Consider the following 18,999-nt stretch of genomic DNA (forward strand, 5'->3'; position numbering starts at 1 on the left):
CACGGCAGAACATCCGCCGGCCTCGCGCGAGTCGCGCCCTGCACGCATCGCTGCCGGCGAAGTCGCGCGGCCCGCCACCGTCCTCTCGCTCCGCAAAAACACCCTGGCGTTGGGCGCGGTGTGCCTTGCCTCGTTGATGTTCGGCCTCGAAATCTCCAGCGTGCCGGTGATTCTGCCGACGCTCGAGCGAGTGCTGCACGGCGACTTCAAAGGCATGCAATGGATCATGAATGCCTACACGCTCGCGGTGACCACCGTCCTGATGGCGACCGGCGCGCTGGCGGACCGCTTCGGCCGCCGGCGCATCTTCGTGATCGGCATCGCGCTGTTCGGTGTCACCTCGTTGATCTGCGGGCTCGCGCAAAGCGTGCCGACGCTGATCGTCGCGCGCCTGTTGCAAGGCGCGAGCGGCGGCGCCATGCTCATCTGCCAGGTGGCCGTGCTCTCGCATCAGTTCAGCGAAGGGCCCGAACGCGCTCGCGCATTCAGCGCGTGGGGCATCATCTTCGGCATCGGGCTCGGCTTTGGGCCGATCATCGGCGGGACGATCGTGGCGCTATCCAGTTGGCAATGGGTCTTCTGGGTGCATGCACTGCTCGCCGTCCTCACCTTGACGCTCGTTTTCAGCGGCGTGCAGGAGTCGCGCGACCCGCACGCGCATACGCTCGACGTGGCCGGCATCGTCACGCTGTCACTCGCGGTTTTCGGCCTCGTGTATTTCATCACGCAGGCCCCAGCCCTCGGTTTCGACAATCCTCGCGCACGCTTGATCATCGCGGCGACGCTGCTCGCCTTCGTGGGGTTTCTCGTTGCCGAGAAACTCAGTGCCCGTCCCATGTTCGATTTTTCCGTCTTCAGGATTCCGCAGTTTTCCGGCGCGTTGATGGGCTCGGCGGGCATGAATTTCAGCTTCTGGCCCTTCATGATCTATTTGCCGATCTACTTCCAGATCGGCCTTGGTTATGACAGTGTGCACGCCGGACTTGCCTTGCTCGCCTACACGCTGCCCACGCTGGTCTTGCCGCCGCTCGGCGAACGTCTCGCGCTGCGTTTCGGCTCGGGAATCGCCATCCCTGCGGGCCTGTTTACAATCGGCCTCGGCTTCATGCTGATGCGATACGGCAGCAGCGCCGCGCACGCGGACGTGTGGGCGATGCTGCCCGGTTGCATGCTTGCCGGCGCGGGCCTCGGCCTCACCAATACGCCTGTCACGAATACGACGACCGCTGCGGTTCCCGCGGCACGCGCGGGCATGGCGTCCGCCATCGATATGAGCGCCCGGATGATTACGCTCGCGATCAACATCGCGTTGATGGGCGCGATCCTGGTCGGCGGCATTCTGTTCGATCTGAAGACGCGACTGCCGAAGCCGCTCGGCACCGCGCAACTCGGCAGGCTGGCAGAGAAAATTGCGGCGGGAGATATCGAGGCGGTGAGAGCCGGCATCCCGGCCCTGGCGCGAATCGACCCGTCCGGAAGCATCGTGCACGCTGCGTTGATGCAGGGTTTCGGCTGGGTGATGATCTATGGTGCCGTGGGTGTGTGGGTGCTCGCCGCACTCAGTTTCGTGATTTCCGGCCGCGCGTCGCGAAGACTGAGCCGCACGAAGCACGCGCCTGGGGGGCAGCCGGTGCAAGTCGAGGCGTGACGGAAGAGCGGCGCACTCGCGCCGCTCAGGGTGCCTCAGGGTGCCTATGGAGGGCGGGCGTGCGCCATCGGAGATGACACGCTGTTCAGCACGCGTCGCATCGGCTTGCCTGCTGCCCGGCCATGATCGCGAGCCCCTCGTTCAAAGCCGGGAAAAGGCTGCGGTTGAAATTGTTCCAGCGTAGTTCGAGGATCGTATCGTTCTCGTCGATTTCGGTATTCAGCACGTCGTGAATCACCTCGCCGGAGTCGATTCCGTTATCGACATAGTGAAACGATGCGCCCGTCAGATGTAGCGGTTCGACCGCCACGGTCTCCATCGTCTTCCAGTTGATGACTTTCTTGCCGCGTGCGCCGTAAAGCGCGTCGAGCGTCGCATAGGCGCCGCGCCGCTCATAGGGCGAATCGGCGCGCGTCACGCCCGGGTGAATATTCACGATCTTGCGATAGAACGGCGCGCCCGGCCGAACCAGTTCGTCGAGAATGATCAGAAGCCCATCGAGCACGACGATATCGGCCTTCAACGCCCTCAGCGTATCGAGCAGGTGCTTTTCAAACTCGCTCTTACGTGCCGCGCGTCCTGGCGCATCGAGCGGTTCGCGCCGGTATGTCGATGGAATCGCGAGCAGCAGATCATTGACCGGCTTGCCCTGCACGCGCAAATCCGGCGGATAGAACCAGCGCTTGCCCGGCTCGTAGGCGAACCCGTATTCCTTGAGTTTTTCGCGGTCCGCGCTCGATCCGGCATCGTCATCGTAAATGACCTGTTCGAGCGAGTACTGGTCGCCGAGTCCGGTTTCATTGAGCGCTTCGACAAGCGACTCCAGCACCGACTTCATATAGCGTGAGCCGCTTTTGTACGCAATGTCCTGGCCTGCCTTGTCGGCGGCCGCGTTTCGCAGCGACCAGATGTAAACGAGTTTCTTCTTTGGCATGGTCGATTCCTGTGTATGTCAGTCGTGACGCCGCGTTGCATTAGACAGCGTAGCTCATGCGGCCCGCGCTCGTCGCGTTTGCCTGGGTGCGGCTTGTCCGGTCAGCCGTCCGGTCCTGCAAGGCGTGATGCGCGAGCGAAGCGGCGATTTCGTCGGAACGCAGCGCAAGCACGGACAGCAGCGTGTCGGAGAGTCCGTGACTGTCTTCGCAACAGCCCTGCAGATAAATGCGCGGTTTAAAGCTCGCCGGTGTGACAAGCCGGTAATCGCGTTCGACGTCGCCTCGCGCGAGCGCATCGCCCAGATGCGGCGCGAGCCCTTCCAGCAGGTCGACATGCGTGTCGCGGCGATAACCCGTCGCGAGCACGAGCGCGTCGAAATGCTCGGCGCGCGCGTGGCCGCTCAAGCGGTCGCGCAGCGTGAGTTCGATCCGGCCGCCGCCCGTGCGCATCGCGGTTTCGATGGCGGTGTTCGCCAGCAACCGGTGGCGCGGCTCGGCGCAGACGTTCTGCAGATAAAGCATTTCGTAGATCTGCTCGATCAGCGGACGGTCGACCACCGCGTAGTTGGTGTCGCGAAAGCGCTCGATCAGCGCGCGCCGGCCGTCGCGCGGCTGCGCGTACACGACATCGGTAAAGGCGGGGTTGAAGATCTCATTGACGAACGGGCTGTCGTCGGCGGGTTTCAGCGCACTCGACCGGATGATGAGGCTCGCATCCACGTGCGGATAGCGGCGCGTCAGATCGACGAACACTTCGGCCGCGCTCTGCCCCGCGCCGACCACCGCCAAGCGTTTTCGCGCACCGCTCGCGGGCCCCACCACCCGATCGATCGACGTGAGGTACTGCGACGAATGCACGATGTTGTGCGTGCCGAGAGCGGCGAAAGCCTCCGGCACCTGAGGGCCGCCGCCGATACCGACCGACAGCGCCCGCGTCACCCGCTGCCATTCGCGTCCTTCGTGGTCGCGGGAGAACACGCGCAGCGCTGCGACTTCGTTCGTGTGGCCCGTGCTCCTGACCGCTTCGATACCGGTCACGGTCTGGCCGTAGTTCACGCGATCGTCGAACGACGCCGCCACCCAGGCCAGGTAATCGTGAAACTCCACGCGCGTCGGATAGAAGTTCTTCAGGTTGACGAAATCCGCCAGGCGTCCGCGTTCGAACAGATAGTTGATGAAGGTGAAGCGGCTTGTCGGATCGCGCATCGTCACGAGGTCCTTGAGGAAGGAAATCTGCATCCGGCAGTCGTCGAGCAGCATGCCGCGATGCCAGCCGAATTCCGGCTGACGCTCGATAAAGCAGTGCGCGAGGTCCGAGACCCCGGCTTCTTCGGCGAGGCGCACGGCCAGCGCCAGATTCGACGGTCCGAAGCCGATTCCGATCAGATCAAATACGGTGTCTCTGTGCATGTCGCAGGTCCTTATCGGTGGAAGCCGGCGTGCCGCATGCGCGGGCCGGCGAAAACTCTTTCGTGATTGATGCGGTTCTTATTCATTGCGTGTTGTTGCTCGCCTTCGTACTCGCTCCACGATTCAAGCGCCGTCGCGCAACTCGGCGACGCTCGAAGCCCGCGCCACCAGCCGCGCGCCCAGTTGCGCGAAAGTCGGCGCGGCGAACACGTCGGCAATCTCCAGCGCATGCCCCATGCGTTGCGCGGCATCGACAAAGCGCACGACGTCGAACGAACTCGCGCCCGCTTCGAACAGATCGTCGTGAAGCGCGGGCGTGTTGCCTTCAAAGCGATCGCTCCAGACGCGTTCGAGCGCCTCCGCGCGCTCGGCTGCTTCGTGGTGAGAGGTCGGGCCTGCCTGCGCGCTCGTCGAAGCGCCGGCCGATGCCAATGCAAAGCGCGCTGAGGCAGCGCCCAAGGGTTGATGCGGCATGTCCACGAACTGCTGCACTACATTCAGATAATCGGCGCTCAGCGCCTCGACGAAGCGACCGTCCACCAGTTCGTCCGCATATGAGAAGGCACCTGTGACGCGTCCATCGGCATGCTCGACCACATCCAGTTCCAGCTCGAACACGACCCGGTGCCGCACGTCGTTGAAGTCGCCGAGGGTGAGACCGGCCCAGTCGCGTTGCGCCGTTCCAGCGGGGCGCAGGTAATTGAACATCACCGAAAAAAGCGGGTTGCCGGCTTCGACGCGTGTGGCGCGCAGTGCGGTCACGACGTCGGCGAACGGCGTGTCCGCGTGCGCATAAGCCGCGAGCGCGGCATCGCGCACGCCGGCGAGCAGCGTGACGGGCGTATCCGTTTTCGTAAGCCGCGTGCGTACGACCACTGCATTGATGAAGAGTCCGAGCGCGCGGTGTGCGGCTTCGCCCGTCAGCTCGCGTGTCGAAGCGAGAACGCCGACCGGCTGATCCGTCGCGCCGGTGGCACGATAGAAGGCGAGGTTCAGCGCGGCGTGCAGCAACATGGGCAGCGTGGCATGAACTTCGAGCGCCATCGAGCGGGCGCGGCGCACCAGAGCCGGGGCCAATTCGAATACGAGGCGGCCGGCGCTCCAGCCCGGCACCGCCACGCGGCCTGTCGGCGGCGCCGGCAACCGTTGCGATGGCACCTCGGCCAACGCATCGCGCCAGAACGCCAGGCGCGCTCGCGGCGCGGCAACCGGCAAGACCAGTTCCTGACGAGAAGGCGATTGCGCCGCCGAAGCCGCCGGCAACGCGCCGCGCACGATCGCTACATAGGTGGCGCGCACATCTTCCAGCCACAGATCGATCGACTGACCATCCGACACGATGTGATGCACGACCAGCGACAACACGTGATCATGCCCGGCAAGGCGCAGCACGCGCACGCGCCAAAGCGGCGCATCGTCTAGCAGGTGGAACGGTGTGAGCGCGTCTTCGTCGGTGAGTGCGATAGCGGCGTTCTCGCGGGCAGCTTCCATCGGATCGCCCGATAGATCGATCACCGGCAGTTCGAACGACGCAGACTCAGCGACGCTTTGTCCCGGCGCTTGCCCCTCGCGTTCGACGAGCCGCACGCGCAGCGCGGGATGCCGCGCTGCGGCTTGAGCGAACGCTTCGCGCAATGCAACGACATCGAGCGGTCCATGCAGACGCAGCGCAACGGGAATGTTGTAGGCCGCGCTGTCCGGTTGCGAGCGCCACAGGAACCACAAGCCCAATTGCGCGGAAGAAAGCGGCAAGATGCCATTCGCGTCGGGTACGACGCCCGCGTTGGCAGCGCCGCCCGGCGTCTCGTTGCCGACATCGACCGGCGCTTCGCTGCGTGCCGCTGCCATCACCCGCTGCGTGTATTGCGCAAGCGTCGGTGCTTCGAAGAGCGTGCGCACCGGCACATCGCGCGCGAGCCGTTCAGCCACGCGTGTTGCCACCCGGACCGCCGCGAGCGAATGTCCGCCGAGTTCGAAGAAATGATCGGCGCGGCCGACACGCTCCACGCCCAGCACTTCGCGGAAAATCCGTGCAAGCTCGGCTTCGAGTCCGGCTGCGGGCGCCTGGTAGGCACGTTCCACACGTCGCGGCGCCGGCAGCGCCGCGCGGTCCACCTTGCTGTTGGCATTGCGCGGCAATGCGTCGAGCACGACGATATGCGCCGGCACCATGTAGTCAGGCAGCGTGTGACGCAGATGCGCGTCGAGCTCGGCGGCATCCGCGCGCGTATTGCGCTCGCGCGCTTCGGCGCTCAGTTCCACATACGCCGCCAGCGCCGCTTGCGCGCCTTTGCCATGCACGGTCGCCACGGCTTCGCGCACATCGTCGTGCGCGGCGAGTTGCGCTTCGATCTCACCCAATTCGATCCGCAAGCCGCGCAGCTTCACTTGATGATCGACACGGCCGATAAAGTCGAACACGCCGTCCGCCCGCCGCTTGACGAGGTCGCCCGTGCGATAGAGCCGCGCGCCCGGCCGCCCGAACGGATCCGGCACGAAGCGCTCGGCCGTGAGCGCCGGCCGGTCGAGATAGCCGCGCGCGACGCCCACGCCCTCGCCCCCCAGATACAGTTCGCCGATCACGCCGACCGGCAGCGGATTCAGGCGCGCATCGAGCACGTGCGCCGAACGCGCGCCGACCAGCGTGCCGATCGGCAGATACGCGCTGTCCGCGAGCTTCGCGGTGTCGTCGGCCGGATTGAACATCCACAGCATCGGCGTGATGACGGTTTCAGTCGGCCCATACCCGTTGACGATGCGCGCGTTCGGAAATGCCCGGCGCAGCAGCGCGAATGCTTCACGCGAGGTGGCTTCCCCACCCACCGTCAACGAACGCAAGCTGGGCGGCGCGCCGTGCGCGAGCGCCCACTCGGCGAGTTGGGTCGCGCAACCGGGCGGCACGTAGGTCATGGTCACGCCTTCGCGCACCATCATCCGGCAGGTTTGCGCGGGCGGCCACAACGTATCCGCCGTGATCGCGACGGCTGCGCCGGACATGTATTGCGAGAACCAGCCTTCATGCGCGCCATCGAAATTGACCGACTGGAACAACAGGAAGACGTCGCGCTCACCGGCGCCGTAGCGCTGCGCGATTGCCGCGCAGTGAAGCGCAAACGAACCGTGATCGACCACCACGCCCTTCGGCTTGCCGGTCGAACCGGACGTATAGATCACATAGGCTGCCTGATGCGGCGACACGCGCGGTAATTCGACATTTGCCGCAAAGTGCTCATCACTCGACGGTGCCTCGTCGATCAGCCACAAACGCAAACGGTCCGACTCTGGCAACGCGGCAAGACTCGCGCGTTCCGTGACGACGTGCGTGATTCGCGCGTCATCGAGAATCTGTGCGAGACGCTCGCGCGGATGGCTCGGATCGAGCGGTACGAACGCGCCGCCCGATTTCAACGCGGCAATCAGCCCGACCAGCAGATCGACCGAACGGCTCAGCGCCACGCCGACCCGCGTTTCCGCCCTCACGCCGGCCGCGACGAGGCGTTGCGCGAGACGCGTCGCTTGCGCGTCCACGTCGTGGCGCGTGAGCGAGCGGTTCATGTCGGCGACGCCGTGCGCGTCCGGCCGCGCGCGGGCATGATCGGCCACGCGCTGATGCACCGGCCTGAACGTTGCTTCGGGTGGCAAAGCCGCGCGATTCCATGCATCGAGTTGCGCGCGCTCGGCTTGAGGCAGCCACTGCAAATCTCCGGCCGCGGTCGCCGGAGTGGTTATCGCGTTCGACAGCAACTCGATGAATCGCGCGGCGAGACGCTCTATCGCATCGGCCTCGAACAGATCGAGCGCGTAGATGAAATACGCGTCGATCGAACCGTCGTCGCGTTCCTCGAAGCTCAACGTCAGATCGAACTTGGCGAATGGCGCGCCCGATGGCAACTCCGTCATGCGCACTTCCGCGAGCGAAGGCAGACGGCGGCGCGCGCCGTAAGCGGCCATCACCTGAAACAAGGGATGATGACTCGCGCTACGCACCACGCCGAGTGCTTCCACCACCTGTTCGAACGGCACATCCTGATGCGACTGGGCGTCGATCAGCGCTTGCCGCGTCGCATCGACCAGCGCGGCGAACGGCTGCCTCGCCGGAACCGGTGTAGCGAGCGTGAGCGTATTCACGAAGAAGCCGATGAGCCCGGCGACTTCGCCGCGCTCGCGATTCGCCGCAGGCACGCCGATCCGGATCTGCGTTTCGCCCGACGAGCGCGCGAGCAATGCGCTCAAGGCTGCGAGCAATACGGCGAACGGCGTTGCGCGCCGCGCATTGGCCAATGTTTTGACTTGCCGGGCGAGCGCGGCATCGAGCACGAAACGATGCCGCGCGCCGCGCGCGCTGCGCTGAGCCGGACGCGGCGCCGCGCCCGGCAATATCAGCACGTCGCGATTCGCGTCCAGCCGCTCGCGCCAGAATCCCAATTGACGCTCACGCTCGCCCGCGTCGAGCCAGCGGCGCTGCCACAACGCGAAGTCGGCGTACTGGATCGGCAACGGCGCGAGCGACACCGATTCGCTCTTCGCATACGCGCGGTAAAACGACGCCAGTTCGGCCAGCATCACGTCGGCGGACCAGCCATCGGAGACGATGTGGTGCGTCGTCAGCGCGAGCCAGTGGGTGGTCGCGTCGAGGCGAATCAGATGAGCGCGCATCAACGGCCCGACCGACAGATCGAAGGACTTCGCTTCGTCGGCGCGTGCAATCTCGGCGGCGCACGCCTCGCGCTGATCGGCGGCCGACGCGCTCACATCGCTCGCGCGCCACGGGCAACGCGACGGCGCATGTACCGTCTGCAACACGCCGTCCGCGCTCTCGCTGAAAGTGGTACGCAGCGCTTCGTGGCGTGCGATCAACGCATCGCACGAAAGACGCAGCGCGTTGGCATCGAGCGCGCCGTCGAGCCGCAGACGCTCGGTAATGTGATATGCGGCCGCTTCATCGATCATTCGCGCATGCAGCCACAAACGCGTTTGCGCGAACGAAGCCGGCACGCTCGCGGTCCGCTCGGCGCGCGGCGGAATCGGCAGCACGCGAAAGTCGATGCCGGCGGCGGCGAGCTTCGTGAGAAAGGCCTTGCGTTGCGCATCGGGCAACAGCGCGAAGCGCGACGCAAGGGAAAGCAGATCCGGTTTGGCTGTGGTCATGCTGGGTTGTCCCGGTACGGGCCGACGGGTCGACGAATCGACCGCGCTGGCTTATTGCAGTTCGAATTCGCCGAGCAATGCATCGATCGCGCTCGCGGTATCGCCTGCTCCGTGCGCATCGCGCCCGGCGAGCGCGCGGTCGATCGCGGCCGCGCAGCGCTGCAACGTGCGTTCGTCGAACAAGGTGCGCAGCGGCAGGACGAGCGTCCAGTGCAGATTCGCCTGCGCGTTCGCTTGTGTCGCGAGCAGCGAGTGGCCGCCCAGTGCGAAGAAGTCGTCGTCGCGGCCAATCGTGTCGACGCGCAGCACCCGTTTCCAGATCCCGGCGAGTTCGTGCTCGGTTTCGGTGGCCGGCAAGGCGACGGCTTGCCGGTCGGCCGCGCCACGCTCGGGCGCCGGCAGCGCATGACGGTCGCATTTGCCGTTCGGCGTGACCGGCAGCGCATCCACCTGAACCAGATACGAAGGCACCATGTACGACGGCAATTGCGCACGCAAGCCATCGAGCAGCGCCGGCGTGTCGAGCGCGTTGTCCGCGCCGCGCGCCACGTAGCCAATCAATTGCTCGTCACGCACGATCACCACGGCATCGTGCACGCCCGGTGCCGCACGCAATAGCGCCTCGATTTCGCCCGGCTCGATACGCTGGCCACGCAGTTTCACCTGCGTATCCATGCGGCCGAGATAGTCGAGCGCGCCGTCCGCGCGGCGACGTGCGAGGTCGCCGGTTCGGTAAAGCCGCGCACCTTGCGTGAACGGATCGGGAACGAAGCGTTCCGCCGTCAGCGCGGGCCGGCCCAGGTAGCCGCGCGCCAGCCCTGCACCGCCCAGGTATAGTTCGCCGGTCGCCCCTGGCGGCAGCGGTTGCAACGCCGCGTCGAGCACGTGCAGTTGCAGATTCGCAATCGGATGACCGATCGGCACGGACGCCGCTTCGGCATCACGCGCATCGCACGTCCAGTGCGACACGTCGATGGCGGCTTCGGTCGGGCCGTAGAGGTTATAGAGCCGCGCGCGAGGCAATTGCCGGGCGACGCGCGCCACCAGTTCCGGCGCCAGCGCCTCGCCGCTGGCGACGATTCGCTCGATGCTCGCGCAGCGCGCCGCCACATGGAAGTCTTCCAGATGGGCGACGAAGGCCGCGAGCATCGACGGCACGAAATGCAGCGTGGTGACGCGATGGGCTTCGATAGCCGCGACGAGGCGTGCCGGATCGCGATGGTCGCCGGGCGCCGCAATCGCGAGCTTCGCGCCGACGGCAAGCGGCCACACGAACTCCCACACCGACACGTCGAAGCCGAACGGCGTCTTGTGCAGCACGACGTCGCTCGCGTCGAGGCGATAGGCGGTCTGCATCCACGCAATCCGGTTCGCCAGCGCGCGGTGCGTATTGCCCGCGCCCTTCGGCTTGCCTGTCGAGCCCGATGTGTAGATGAGGTAAGCGAGCTGATCGGGTGCAACCGCCACGGCAGCGCTGAGCGTGAAGTCGGCGCCGCGTAGTGCGTCGACGCTCAGGATTTGCACGCGGGCGCTGTCGACTGCGGCCGTGACGCGTTCCAGCAGGTGCGGCTGCGTCAGCACGACAGCCGGCTTCGCGTCGTCGAGCAGATACGCAATGCGATCCGCCGGATAGTCGGGATCGATGGGCAGATAAGCCGCGCCCGCTTTGAGCACGCCGATCAGCGCCACCACCATGTCGAACGAACGCTCGACGCACAACGCGACCGCCGTGTCCGCGCGCACGCCGGCTTCGATGAGCGCGGCGGCGACGCGGTCGGCATTCGCGTCGAGTTCGCCGTAGGACATCTGCTGCGTGCGGCCTTGCGGATCGGCGAATTCCAGCGCGATCGCATCGGGCGACGCCAGCGCGCTCTGTTCGAACTGCCGATGCAGCGCCTGCTGCCGCGTGCGCGGCCATGCTTGCGCGGTCGCGTTGAAGCGGTCCAGCGTGGCCCGATCGTCCGCCGTGGAAATCGAAATCGTGCCGAGCGGTGCGTCCGGATCCGCGATCAGGGCCTCCAGACATGCGGCGAACGCGCGGTGCAATGCCGCGACACGTGCCTCATCGAGTTGCGCGGCGTCGTAGCCGTAGTCGATCGTCAGCGTGGCGCTCGCTTCGATCACCAGCGTGAGCGCGAAGTCGGTCGCTTCGATATTGCGCAGTTCACGCAGTTTGAGCGCGCGCTCGTCGCGGCCTTGCCAGGCATCGTCTACGGGATAGTTTTCGAACACCACCAGCGTGTCGAACAGCGCGCCGCCGCCCTGTCCCGCCCATTGCTGGATTTCATAGAGCGGCGTGTGCGCGTGCTCCGCAGCCGCGGCGTTCTCGCGCTGCAGATCGTGCAGCCATGCCGAGGCGCGGCGTTGCGGCAACGGCGCGGTGATCACCGGCAGCGTGTTGATGAAAAGGCCCAGCACGGTATCGACATCCGGTAGCGCATCGGGACGGCCCGCGACAGTCGCGCCGAAGGCGACCACCGGGCGATGCGTGATCCGCTGCAGCGCGAGCGCCCATGCGCCCTGCACCATCGTGTTGAGCGTGATTTTCAGACGGCGCGCGGTGTCGGTGAGACGCGCCGTCGTAGCCGCGTCGACGGTCTCGCGCCGCGTGAGGTGACGCGACGCGCGGCGGCCGTTTGCGGAGTCGAGATCCGCAACCAGCGTCGGTTCGTCGAGCCGCGCGAGCCGTTGCAGCCAGAACGCGCGCTCGCTGTCGGCGTCGCGTTCAGCCAGCCACGCGATGAAGTCGCGATAACGCGTCTTCGCGGGCGCGGCGAACGGCTGCGGGCGCGGCGGCGCAATGTAGTCGCGCAGCACGTCGGCGAACAAACGCGCCGTGCTCCAGCCATCGAGCAGCAAATGGTGACGCGTCCAGACGAGACGCCATGCGTCGTCCGTGATGCGGATCAGCGCAACGCGCATCAACGGCGGCGACGTCAGATCGAAACCGCGCGCGCGGTCGGCGCCGAGCCAGGCTTCGAACGCGGCCATGGCATCCGCGCCGCGCTCGCGCCAATCGAGAATCTCGACGGGCATGCGCGCCTGGCGGTGCACGACCTGCATCGGCATCGCCTCATCGGGCGTGAAGCTCGTGCGCAAGATGTCGTGGCGCGGCACGGCGGCCTCGAAGGCCACCCGCAGCCGGTCGACGTCCGGCTCGATCAGCGTCGCGACCAGTTGATTCACATAAGTGGACTGCTCGGGCGCGAACAGCGAGTGAAACAGAATGCCGTGCTGCATCGGCGAAAGCGGATAGATATCGTCGATGGCGCGCAAGTCGAATGGCATGCGCTCGATAGCGGCCTGCGTCAGGCCGGCGGCACGCGCGAGCGGATAGTCGCGAGGCGTCGCGCCGCCGCCGCGCTGCGCGAGACGGGCGGTGCAGGCGGCGATCAAGCCGGCGAGCGCGCTTTCGAAGCGCCGCGCGATGGCTTCCACGGTGGCGCGCTCGAATTGCGTCGCGCCGTAGACCCAGTGGATTGTGAGCTGGCGCGCCGCGGCGCCGTCGATATACGCGTGAATCGCCAATGCGTTGCCAAGCGGACCCGCCGGATCACGCTCGCGGCCCGCGCCGCCGAAACGCGGCACGAGCGCCGCCTCGCGCGGCGCATCGAACTGGCCGAGGTAGTTGAAGGTCACACGCGGGCGCGGCACGGCAGTCAGCGCCGCGCGCGTCGCCGCATCGCCGTAGTGGCGCAGCACGCCGAAGCCGAGACCTTTGTTCGGCACCGCGCGCAACGTGTCCTTGACCGCGCCGAGCGTGGCCGCCGGCGTGCTTTCGAGTGTGAACTGCACAGGATAATGGCTCGTCAGCCAGCCGGGCGTGCGGCTCACGTCGGCGTCGTCGAACAAGGGCTCGCGGCCGTGGCCCTCCAGTTCGATCCGGCACACGGGCAAGCCGAGCGATTGCGCCAGCGCCGCTATCAGCAGTTCGACCGTTTGCGTCCGGTATGCGCCATTCGCTTCCGTCAACGCGGCCTGGGTCAGCTCGGCGCCGATGGTCTGGACCACGGATTGCGCATCGGCGTTCGTCGCCGTGGCTTGCGGACGGTCGAGCGGTAGATCATCGTACGGCGCGGCGAGCGCGGTCCAATACGGCAGCTCGGCGGCAAACGGCGAGTTCGTGGTGTCGAGCGCGGCGCGTGCGAGCCGTGCCGCCCATTCCTGCGCCCGCGTTCCCGTCGACGCGAGACGCACGCTGCGGCGCTCGCAGGCGGCACGATACGCGGTGTCGAGATCGTCCAGCAGCACACGCCACGACACCCCGTCGACGATGATGTGATGGATCGCCAGATAAAGTTTTGTCGTACCGTCGGGCAGCAGCGCGGCCAAAGCGCAGACGAGCGGGCCATGCGTCAGATCGAGCGTGCTTTGCAACGCGTCGAACTGGGCGAGCGCGTCGGCCTCGTCGCGCGCGGACGCCGCCGCGAGCGGCAGTGTTTCGAACGCGTGCGCGGCCAGCGTGAGCCGCCATTCGCCTTGCGTTCCAACCGGCGCGAAACGCTGCCGGAAAATCTCGTGATGGCTCAGCAGCGTTTCGAAAGCGCGCGCGAAAGCATCGAAATCGAACGGCGCTTGCGTAGCCAATTCGATCGATTGGTTCCAGTGTCCGCGCCGCGGAATATCCAGCGCGAAGAAACGCAGTTGCGCGGGCGTGAGCGTCGCGGCGTGGTCGGCTTCGGACGGCGCGGCCTGCGCCTTCGCAGCGGGTGCGGCCTGCGCGGCGAGATCCACCGTCGTCGCGACACGCGCGAGTTGCGCGAGCGTGGGCGAGTCGAATAGTTGCTTGGGCGTAAAACGCACGCCGCGCTTGCGTGAACGGGCGATCACCTGCAACACCAGAATCGAATCGCCGCCCAGTTCGAAGAAGTTGTCGTCGCGGCCCACGCGTTCGGCTTTGAGCACGTCCTTCCAGACGGTAGAGAGGGTTGCCTCGATCGCGCCTTGCGGCGCGTCGCCCGCGCCCATTACGGGTGCTGATGCAGCCGCCAGCGCCCGCAACGCGGCCCGATCCACCTTGCCGTTGGCGGTCACCGGCAATGCGGCGACAGGCTGCAACACGGCCGGCACCATGTAGTCCGGCAGACTCGCGCCCAGCGCCGCGCGCAACGCGGCTTCGTCGAAACGCGCACCGCTCGTCAACGCGACGAAAGACGCCAGACGCAAACGCCCTTCGTGCTCCACGGCCAGCGTTTCGGCCTGAGTGACACCGTCGAGCGCGCGCAGTGCCGCGCTCACCTCGCCCGGTTCGACACGGTAGCCGCGAATCTTCACCTGATCGTCGAGCCGGCCCAGAAAATCCAACCGGCGATCGGCGCGCAGTCTCACGCGGTCGCCCGTTCGATAGAGCCGCTCGCCCGCTGCGAATGGATTCGGCACGAAACGCTCGGCGGTAGCGGCAGCACGTTGCAGATAACCGCGCGCCAAACCCGGCCCGCCGAGATACAACTCGCCGACGGCGCCCGGCGGCACGCTCGCGCCGGAGCGGTCGAGCACACACGCGTACGCGTTCGGCAAGGGCAGACCGAGCGGCACGGCCTGGGCGCCGCGCATGCTCGGCGCGCGCAACGCCGTTTGGCCCGGCGCGGACGTATCGCACGTCAACGCGCCGACCGTCGCTTCGGTCGGGCCATAGTGATTGATGACGCGGCACGCGGGCTTGAGCGTCGCGATCCGCTCGACCAGCGCCCACGGCAGCGTTTCGCCGCCCGTCACCAGCGCGTGCGCGGGCAGCACGTCGGCAGCCTGCTGCGCGTCGAGCAGCGCGTGCAAGTGGCTCGGCACGATCTTGAGAATGCCCACGTGGCGCGTGCGCATTTCGTGGGCAAAGCGATCGGGATCGAACGCGCACTGCACGGGCAACAGGTGCAGCGTGCGGCCCGAGCACAATGCGCCGAACAAGGCCGTATGGCCGAGGTCGGCGGCGACGGTGGACACCATCGCCATCGAAGCGTCGGCGGCGAATGCGAGTTCGTCCAGCATCCCTTCGACGTAGTCGGCCAGTGCGCCATGCGAAATCACGACGCCCTTGGGCGTGCCGGTCGATCCCGAGGTAAAGATCAGGTAGGCGGCTTGAGCTGCCAACGGGGGCGTGTGCGATGCGATTGAGCGTCGGCTGGCGTCGCCACCTCCAGCCGGCGATGAAGCTTGCGTGAGCGTGTCGATGTCGAGCGCGATCGCGGCGCCCAACCGCGTGACGGCCTGGCCCGCCGTCAGAATCCAGCGCGCGCCACAAGCGTCGACAGAAGCAGTCAGCCGCTCATGCGGCGCGGCCGGATCCAGCGGGACGACGTACGCGCCCGACTTCATCACGCCGATCATCGCCACGGCAAAGCGCACCGAACGCTCGATACATACCGCCACCGGCAGTTCCGCGCCCACCTCGCGCTGCCGCAAAGCCGATGCGATACAGTCCGACGCCGCGTCGAGTTCCGCATACGTGAGCTGCGTATCGGCATCCGCCAGCGCCAGCCGATGCGGCGTCTCACGCACATGCCGCGCGAACAGCGCGAGCACGTTATCAGCCGCCGGCTGGAATTCGCGGCCACGCCGCGCGGAACGGTATTCGGCGCTATCCGCGCAGTCCAACTCAGCAATCGCTCGTTGCGGATCGCGCACGGCATCCGCAACGAGCGCGGCGTAACTATGAAGCCACGCGTGAGCGGTCGCTTCGTCGATGCCGTCGAATGCGTACGCGGCGACCAGTTCGATGCCGCGCGGGTCGTCGGTGAAATCGAGCGCGTAATCGAAGCGGGCGGCAAGGTCGAGCCCCGGCGACATGCGCACCGAGGCACCCGGCAATTCAGCCGTCAGTTCGAGATCGAACTGCTGCGCGAACTTGACCTTGAGCCACGCGTCGCCGCGCCGCACGGGCGGCTTGACGGCGTCGAGCACCTGATCGAACGGCACGTCCTGATGTGCGAACGCATCGAAGGTGGAGCGGCGCACGCCGTCGAGCAACGCGGCGAACGGCAGGTCCGGCGCAACATGGGCGCGCAGCGCAAGCGTGTTGAGGAAGAGTCCCACCAGCGGCGCGGTGTCCGCTCTTTGGCGATGGGCGATGGGTGCGGCGACCACGACGTCGGTCGAGCCCGTCAACCGGTAAAGCCACGCGTCGAAGGCGGCGAGCAGCACCGTGAACGGGGACGCCTGCGCGCGGCGCGCCGTTTCGCGCACGGCCTCCGAGAGCGCCACGGGCAAACGCAGCGCGAGACGGCCGCCGCGATAGTCGTGTTCCGGCGAGCGCGGCCGGTCGAGCGGCAATCCGAGTGCTGGGGGCGCGTCGCGTAAAGCATCGCGCCAGTACGCCAGTTGCGTGTCGCCTTCGCCCGCGGCCAGCCGGTCGCGCTGCCATTGCGCGTAGTCGGCGTACTGGACGGTCAGTATGGGCAGTTGCGGCTCGCTTCCGATCGTGAATGCCGCGTAGGCGGCTCGCAGTTCGTCGAAGGCGCAGCGTGAACTCCAACCGTCGCTAATCGAATGATGCGTGGTCAACAGGAACCGCTGGGTGTTGTCAGTCAGCGTGACAAGGGCGGCGCGCACCAACGGCCCTTTCGACAGATCGAAGGCGGCGCCAACGTGCTGTTCGGTGAGCAGCACCAGTCGTGAAGCGCGTTCGGCCTCACCGCCGGCGCGCAAATCGATGCGCGCGATCGGCACCGGCAAGCGCGCATGAATGCGTTGCATCACAACGCCGTCGTCGGATTCGACCAGTGTGGTGCGCCATGCCTGATGCCGCGCGATCAGACAATCGAGCGCACGTTGCAGCGTGCCGATATCGAGTGAGCCTTGCACGTCCCATTGCACGGCAACGTGGTAAGCCGCACCCGCGTCCTGCGTTTGCGCGAGCACCCAGAACCGCTGTTGAGCGAACGAGGCGGCACGGTCGACGAACGGCGCGTCGGCGGGCCGCATTACGGTGATGGAATGCGAACCCACGCACGTTTCCGGCTCGCTCTCGTCGATCAGACGCGCTAGCGCTTCGAGCGGTCGATCGTCGAACAAGGTGTCGAGCCGCAGGTTCACGCGCCATTCGACACGAATCGCCGCCTGCAACTGCATGGCCGCGAGCGAATCGCCGCCGCTAGCGAAGAATCGATCGCCGCAGCCGATCGGCGCCGCGCCGTTCAACAGCGTTTGCCAAAGCGCCGCCAACCGCGTTTCAGTCGCGGTTCGAGGCGCGACATGATCCGCATCGGCCACCACCGGCATCGTCGCAACGAAGTCGCGCAACGCGGCGCGATCGAGCTTGCCGTTCAGCGTGTAAGGCAGCCGCTCAAAGCGCACGAGGCGCTGCGGCATCCACGCCTGCGGCAAATGCGCGGCGAGATGCGCTCGCAGCGATGCATCGTCGAGCGAGTCTTGCAGCACGATGCAGGCGATCAGTTGCGTCCGGCCATAGGTAGTTTCGGCGAGCACACCCGCATCCGCCACCGCGGGATGCGTCAGCAGACACGCCGCGATTTCGCCGGGCTCGACACGCACGCCGCGCACCTGCACCTGATCGTCGATGCGGCCGAGATAATCGAACGAACCGTCCGCGCGTTCGCGTGCGAGGTCGCCAGTGCGGTAAATCCGCTCGCCGGGCTCGCCGCCCGGGTCCGGCAGAAACCGCTCCGCCGTCAGGGCCGCGCGGCCGTGATAGCCACGTGCGAGACACGCGCCGCCGAGCAGCAGTTCGCCGCCTTCGCCGAGTTGCGCCGCGCCGTCGATGCACGCCACGCGCCGCCCGATCGGCCAGCCGATCGGCAGCGACGCAAAGCCGTTGCCTTCCTCGAGCGCCGGCGTCATGCCCGGATCGACAGGCCACAGCATCGGCGAGATCACGGCCTCGGTCGGCCCGTAGCCGTTGACGAGACGCACCGACGGGAACACGCGGCGAATCTCGTCGAAACTGTCCTGCGACATCGCCTCGCCGCCGAACAGCAGCGTGCGCAACGAAGGCGGCACGCCAAGGCGCTCGCAAACGTTCGCGAACTCGCGCACATAAGCGGGCGGCAGCGTCGTATTGGTGATGCCTTCGCGCAACATGAAGGCATGCGCGGTCTGCGGCGCGAACGGCGGCGGGTCGCTGATCACCACACTGCCGCCCACAGCAAGCGGGACTAGCCAGGCTTCGATGGAAACGTCGAAATTCACCGACGCAAAATGCAGCACACGGTCGCCCGCGCCGATCGGCAACGCGTCGGCCAGCGCCTGACCGTGCGCGGCAAGCGGTCCGTGTTCGACGGTCACCGCTTTCGGCGTGCCGGTCGAGCCGGACGTGTAGATCATGTAGGCCGCCGCGCGCGGATGCACCGGCGCGTCATCGCCGTTCACGCGCGGCTCGATCGGGTTTGCCGCAGCAGCGCCCGTCACGTCGAAGCATTGGGCGAAGCGCGCGCGCATGGCCGCATCGGCGGAATCGTCGACGATGCCGTGCATGAGCCCCGCGTCCCGCGCGACCCAATCGAGGCGCGCCGGCGGATGACGCGGATCGAGCGCGACGAACACGCCGCCCGCCTTCAATACGGCCAGCAAGGCGACGAAAAGATCGCAGGACCGGGCAACGCAGACGCCCACGCGCACTTCAGTCGTCACACCGGCCGCTCGCAGCCGTGCGGCAAGCCAGGCCGCGCGACTATCCAGTTCGCCGCGCGTCAACCGCACGGTATACGGCGTGAATGACGCCAACGCGGGCGCATCGGGATCGATGCGCGCCAGCGCGCGGATCTGGTGGTGCAACGCAATCGGAAAGCTCGTCATGGGCATGAAATCCGTTAGAACCGGCCGCTTCGGCCAAGTCGCTGGCCGTAATGGGCCGCTTCATTGGTGTGACGATCCGCGTTCGTGAATCTTTACCGCGTATGGCGTTTTTAT

The 18,999-nt window shown here is 66.8% G+C and carries 5 protein-coding genes; 1 reads left to right on the plus strand and 4 read right to left on the minus strand.

What is annotated here, in order from left to right:
* Window positions 1-136 precede the first annotated feature (136 nt).
* Window positions 137-1,648 carry an MFS transporter gene (locus CJU94_RS26890; protein ID WP_244221093.1) on the plus strand — a complete coding sequence of 504 codons (1,512 nt, stop codon included), beginning with the start codon at window positions 137-139 and terminating at the stop codon, window positions 1,646-1,648.
* A gap of 85 nt (window positions 1,649-1,733) precedes the next feature.
* Here CJU94_RS26890 and CJU94_RS26895 read toward each other — a convergent pair whose 3' ends face one another.
* The 4 genes from CJU94_RS26895 to CJU94_RS26910 all read right to left on the minus strand — a co-directional run bounded on the left by CJU94_RS26895 (window position 1,734) and on the right by CJU94_RS26910 (window position 18,885).
* Complete coding sequence (locus tag CJU94_RS26895; RefSeq protein ID WP_095421669.1) at window positions 1,734-2,582, minus strand: formyltransferase family protein; 849 nt, start codon at window positions 2,580-2,582, stop codon at window positions 1,734-1,736.
* A 40-nt stretch (window positions 2,583-2,622) separates the two neighbouring features.
* Complete coding sequence (locus tag CJU94_RS26900; protein WP_095421670.1) at window positions 2,623-3,993, minus strand: lysine N(6)-hydroxylase/L-ornithine N(5)-oxygenase family protein; 1,371 nt, start codon at window positions 3,991-3,993, stop codon at window positions 2,623-2,625.
* Window positions 3,994-4,116: 123 nt separating this feature from the next.
* Window positions 4,117-9,141, minus strand: a complete 5,025-nt coding sequence (locus CJU94_RS26905) for a non-ribosomal peptide synthetase (protein WP_095421671.1) — start codon at window positions 9,139-9,141, stop codon at window positions 4,117-4,119.
* Between the two features lie 51 nt (window positions 9,142-9,192).
* Window positions 9,193-18,885: a non-ribosomal peptide synthetase gene (locus tag CJU94_RS26910; RefSeq protein ID WP_095421672.1), complete on the minus strand. Its 9,693-nt coding sequence runs from the start codon at window positions 18,883-18,885 to the stop codon at window positions 9,193-9,195.
* Between the last annotated feature and the right edge of the window lie 114 nt (window positions 18,886-18,999).

Source organism: Paraburkholderia aromaticivorans (genome assembly GCF_002278075.1).
GTDB classification, from domain to species: Bacteria; Pseudomonadota; Gammaproteobacteria; order Burkholderiales; family Burkholderiaceae; genus Paraburkholderia; species Paraburkholderia aromaticivorans.

Bases quoted from the DNA above. Each gene is read 5' to 3' on its own strand.
- CJU94_RS26895 (WP_095421669.1), bottom strand. From the start codon at position 2,582: ATGCCAAAGAAGAAACTCGTTTACATCTGGTCGCTGCGAAACGCGGCC.
- CJU94_RS26890 (WP_244221093.1), top strand. From the start codon at position 137: ATGTTCGGCCTCGAAATCTCCAGCGTGCCGGTGATTCTGCCGACGCTC.
- CJU94_RS26900 (WP_095421670.1), bottom strand. From the start codon at position 3,993: ATGCACAGAGACACCGTATTTGATCTGATCGGAATCGGCTTCGGACCG.
- CJU94_RS26905 (WP_095421671.1), bottom strand. From the start codon at position 9,141: ATGACCACAGCCAAACCGGATCTGCTTTCCCTTGCGTCGCGCTTCGCG.
- CJU94_RS26910 (WP_095421672.1), bottom strand. From the start codon at position 18,885: ATGACGAGCTTTCCGATTGCGTTGCACCACCAGATCCGCGCGCTGGCG.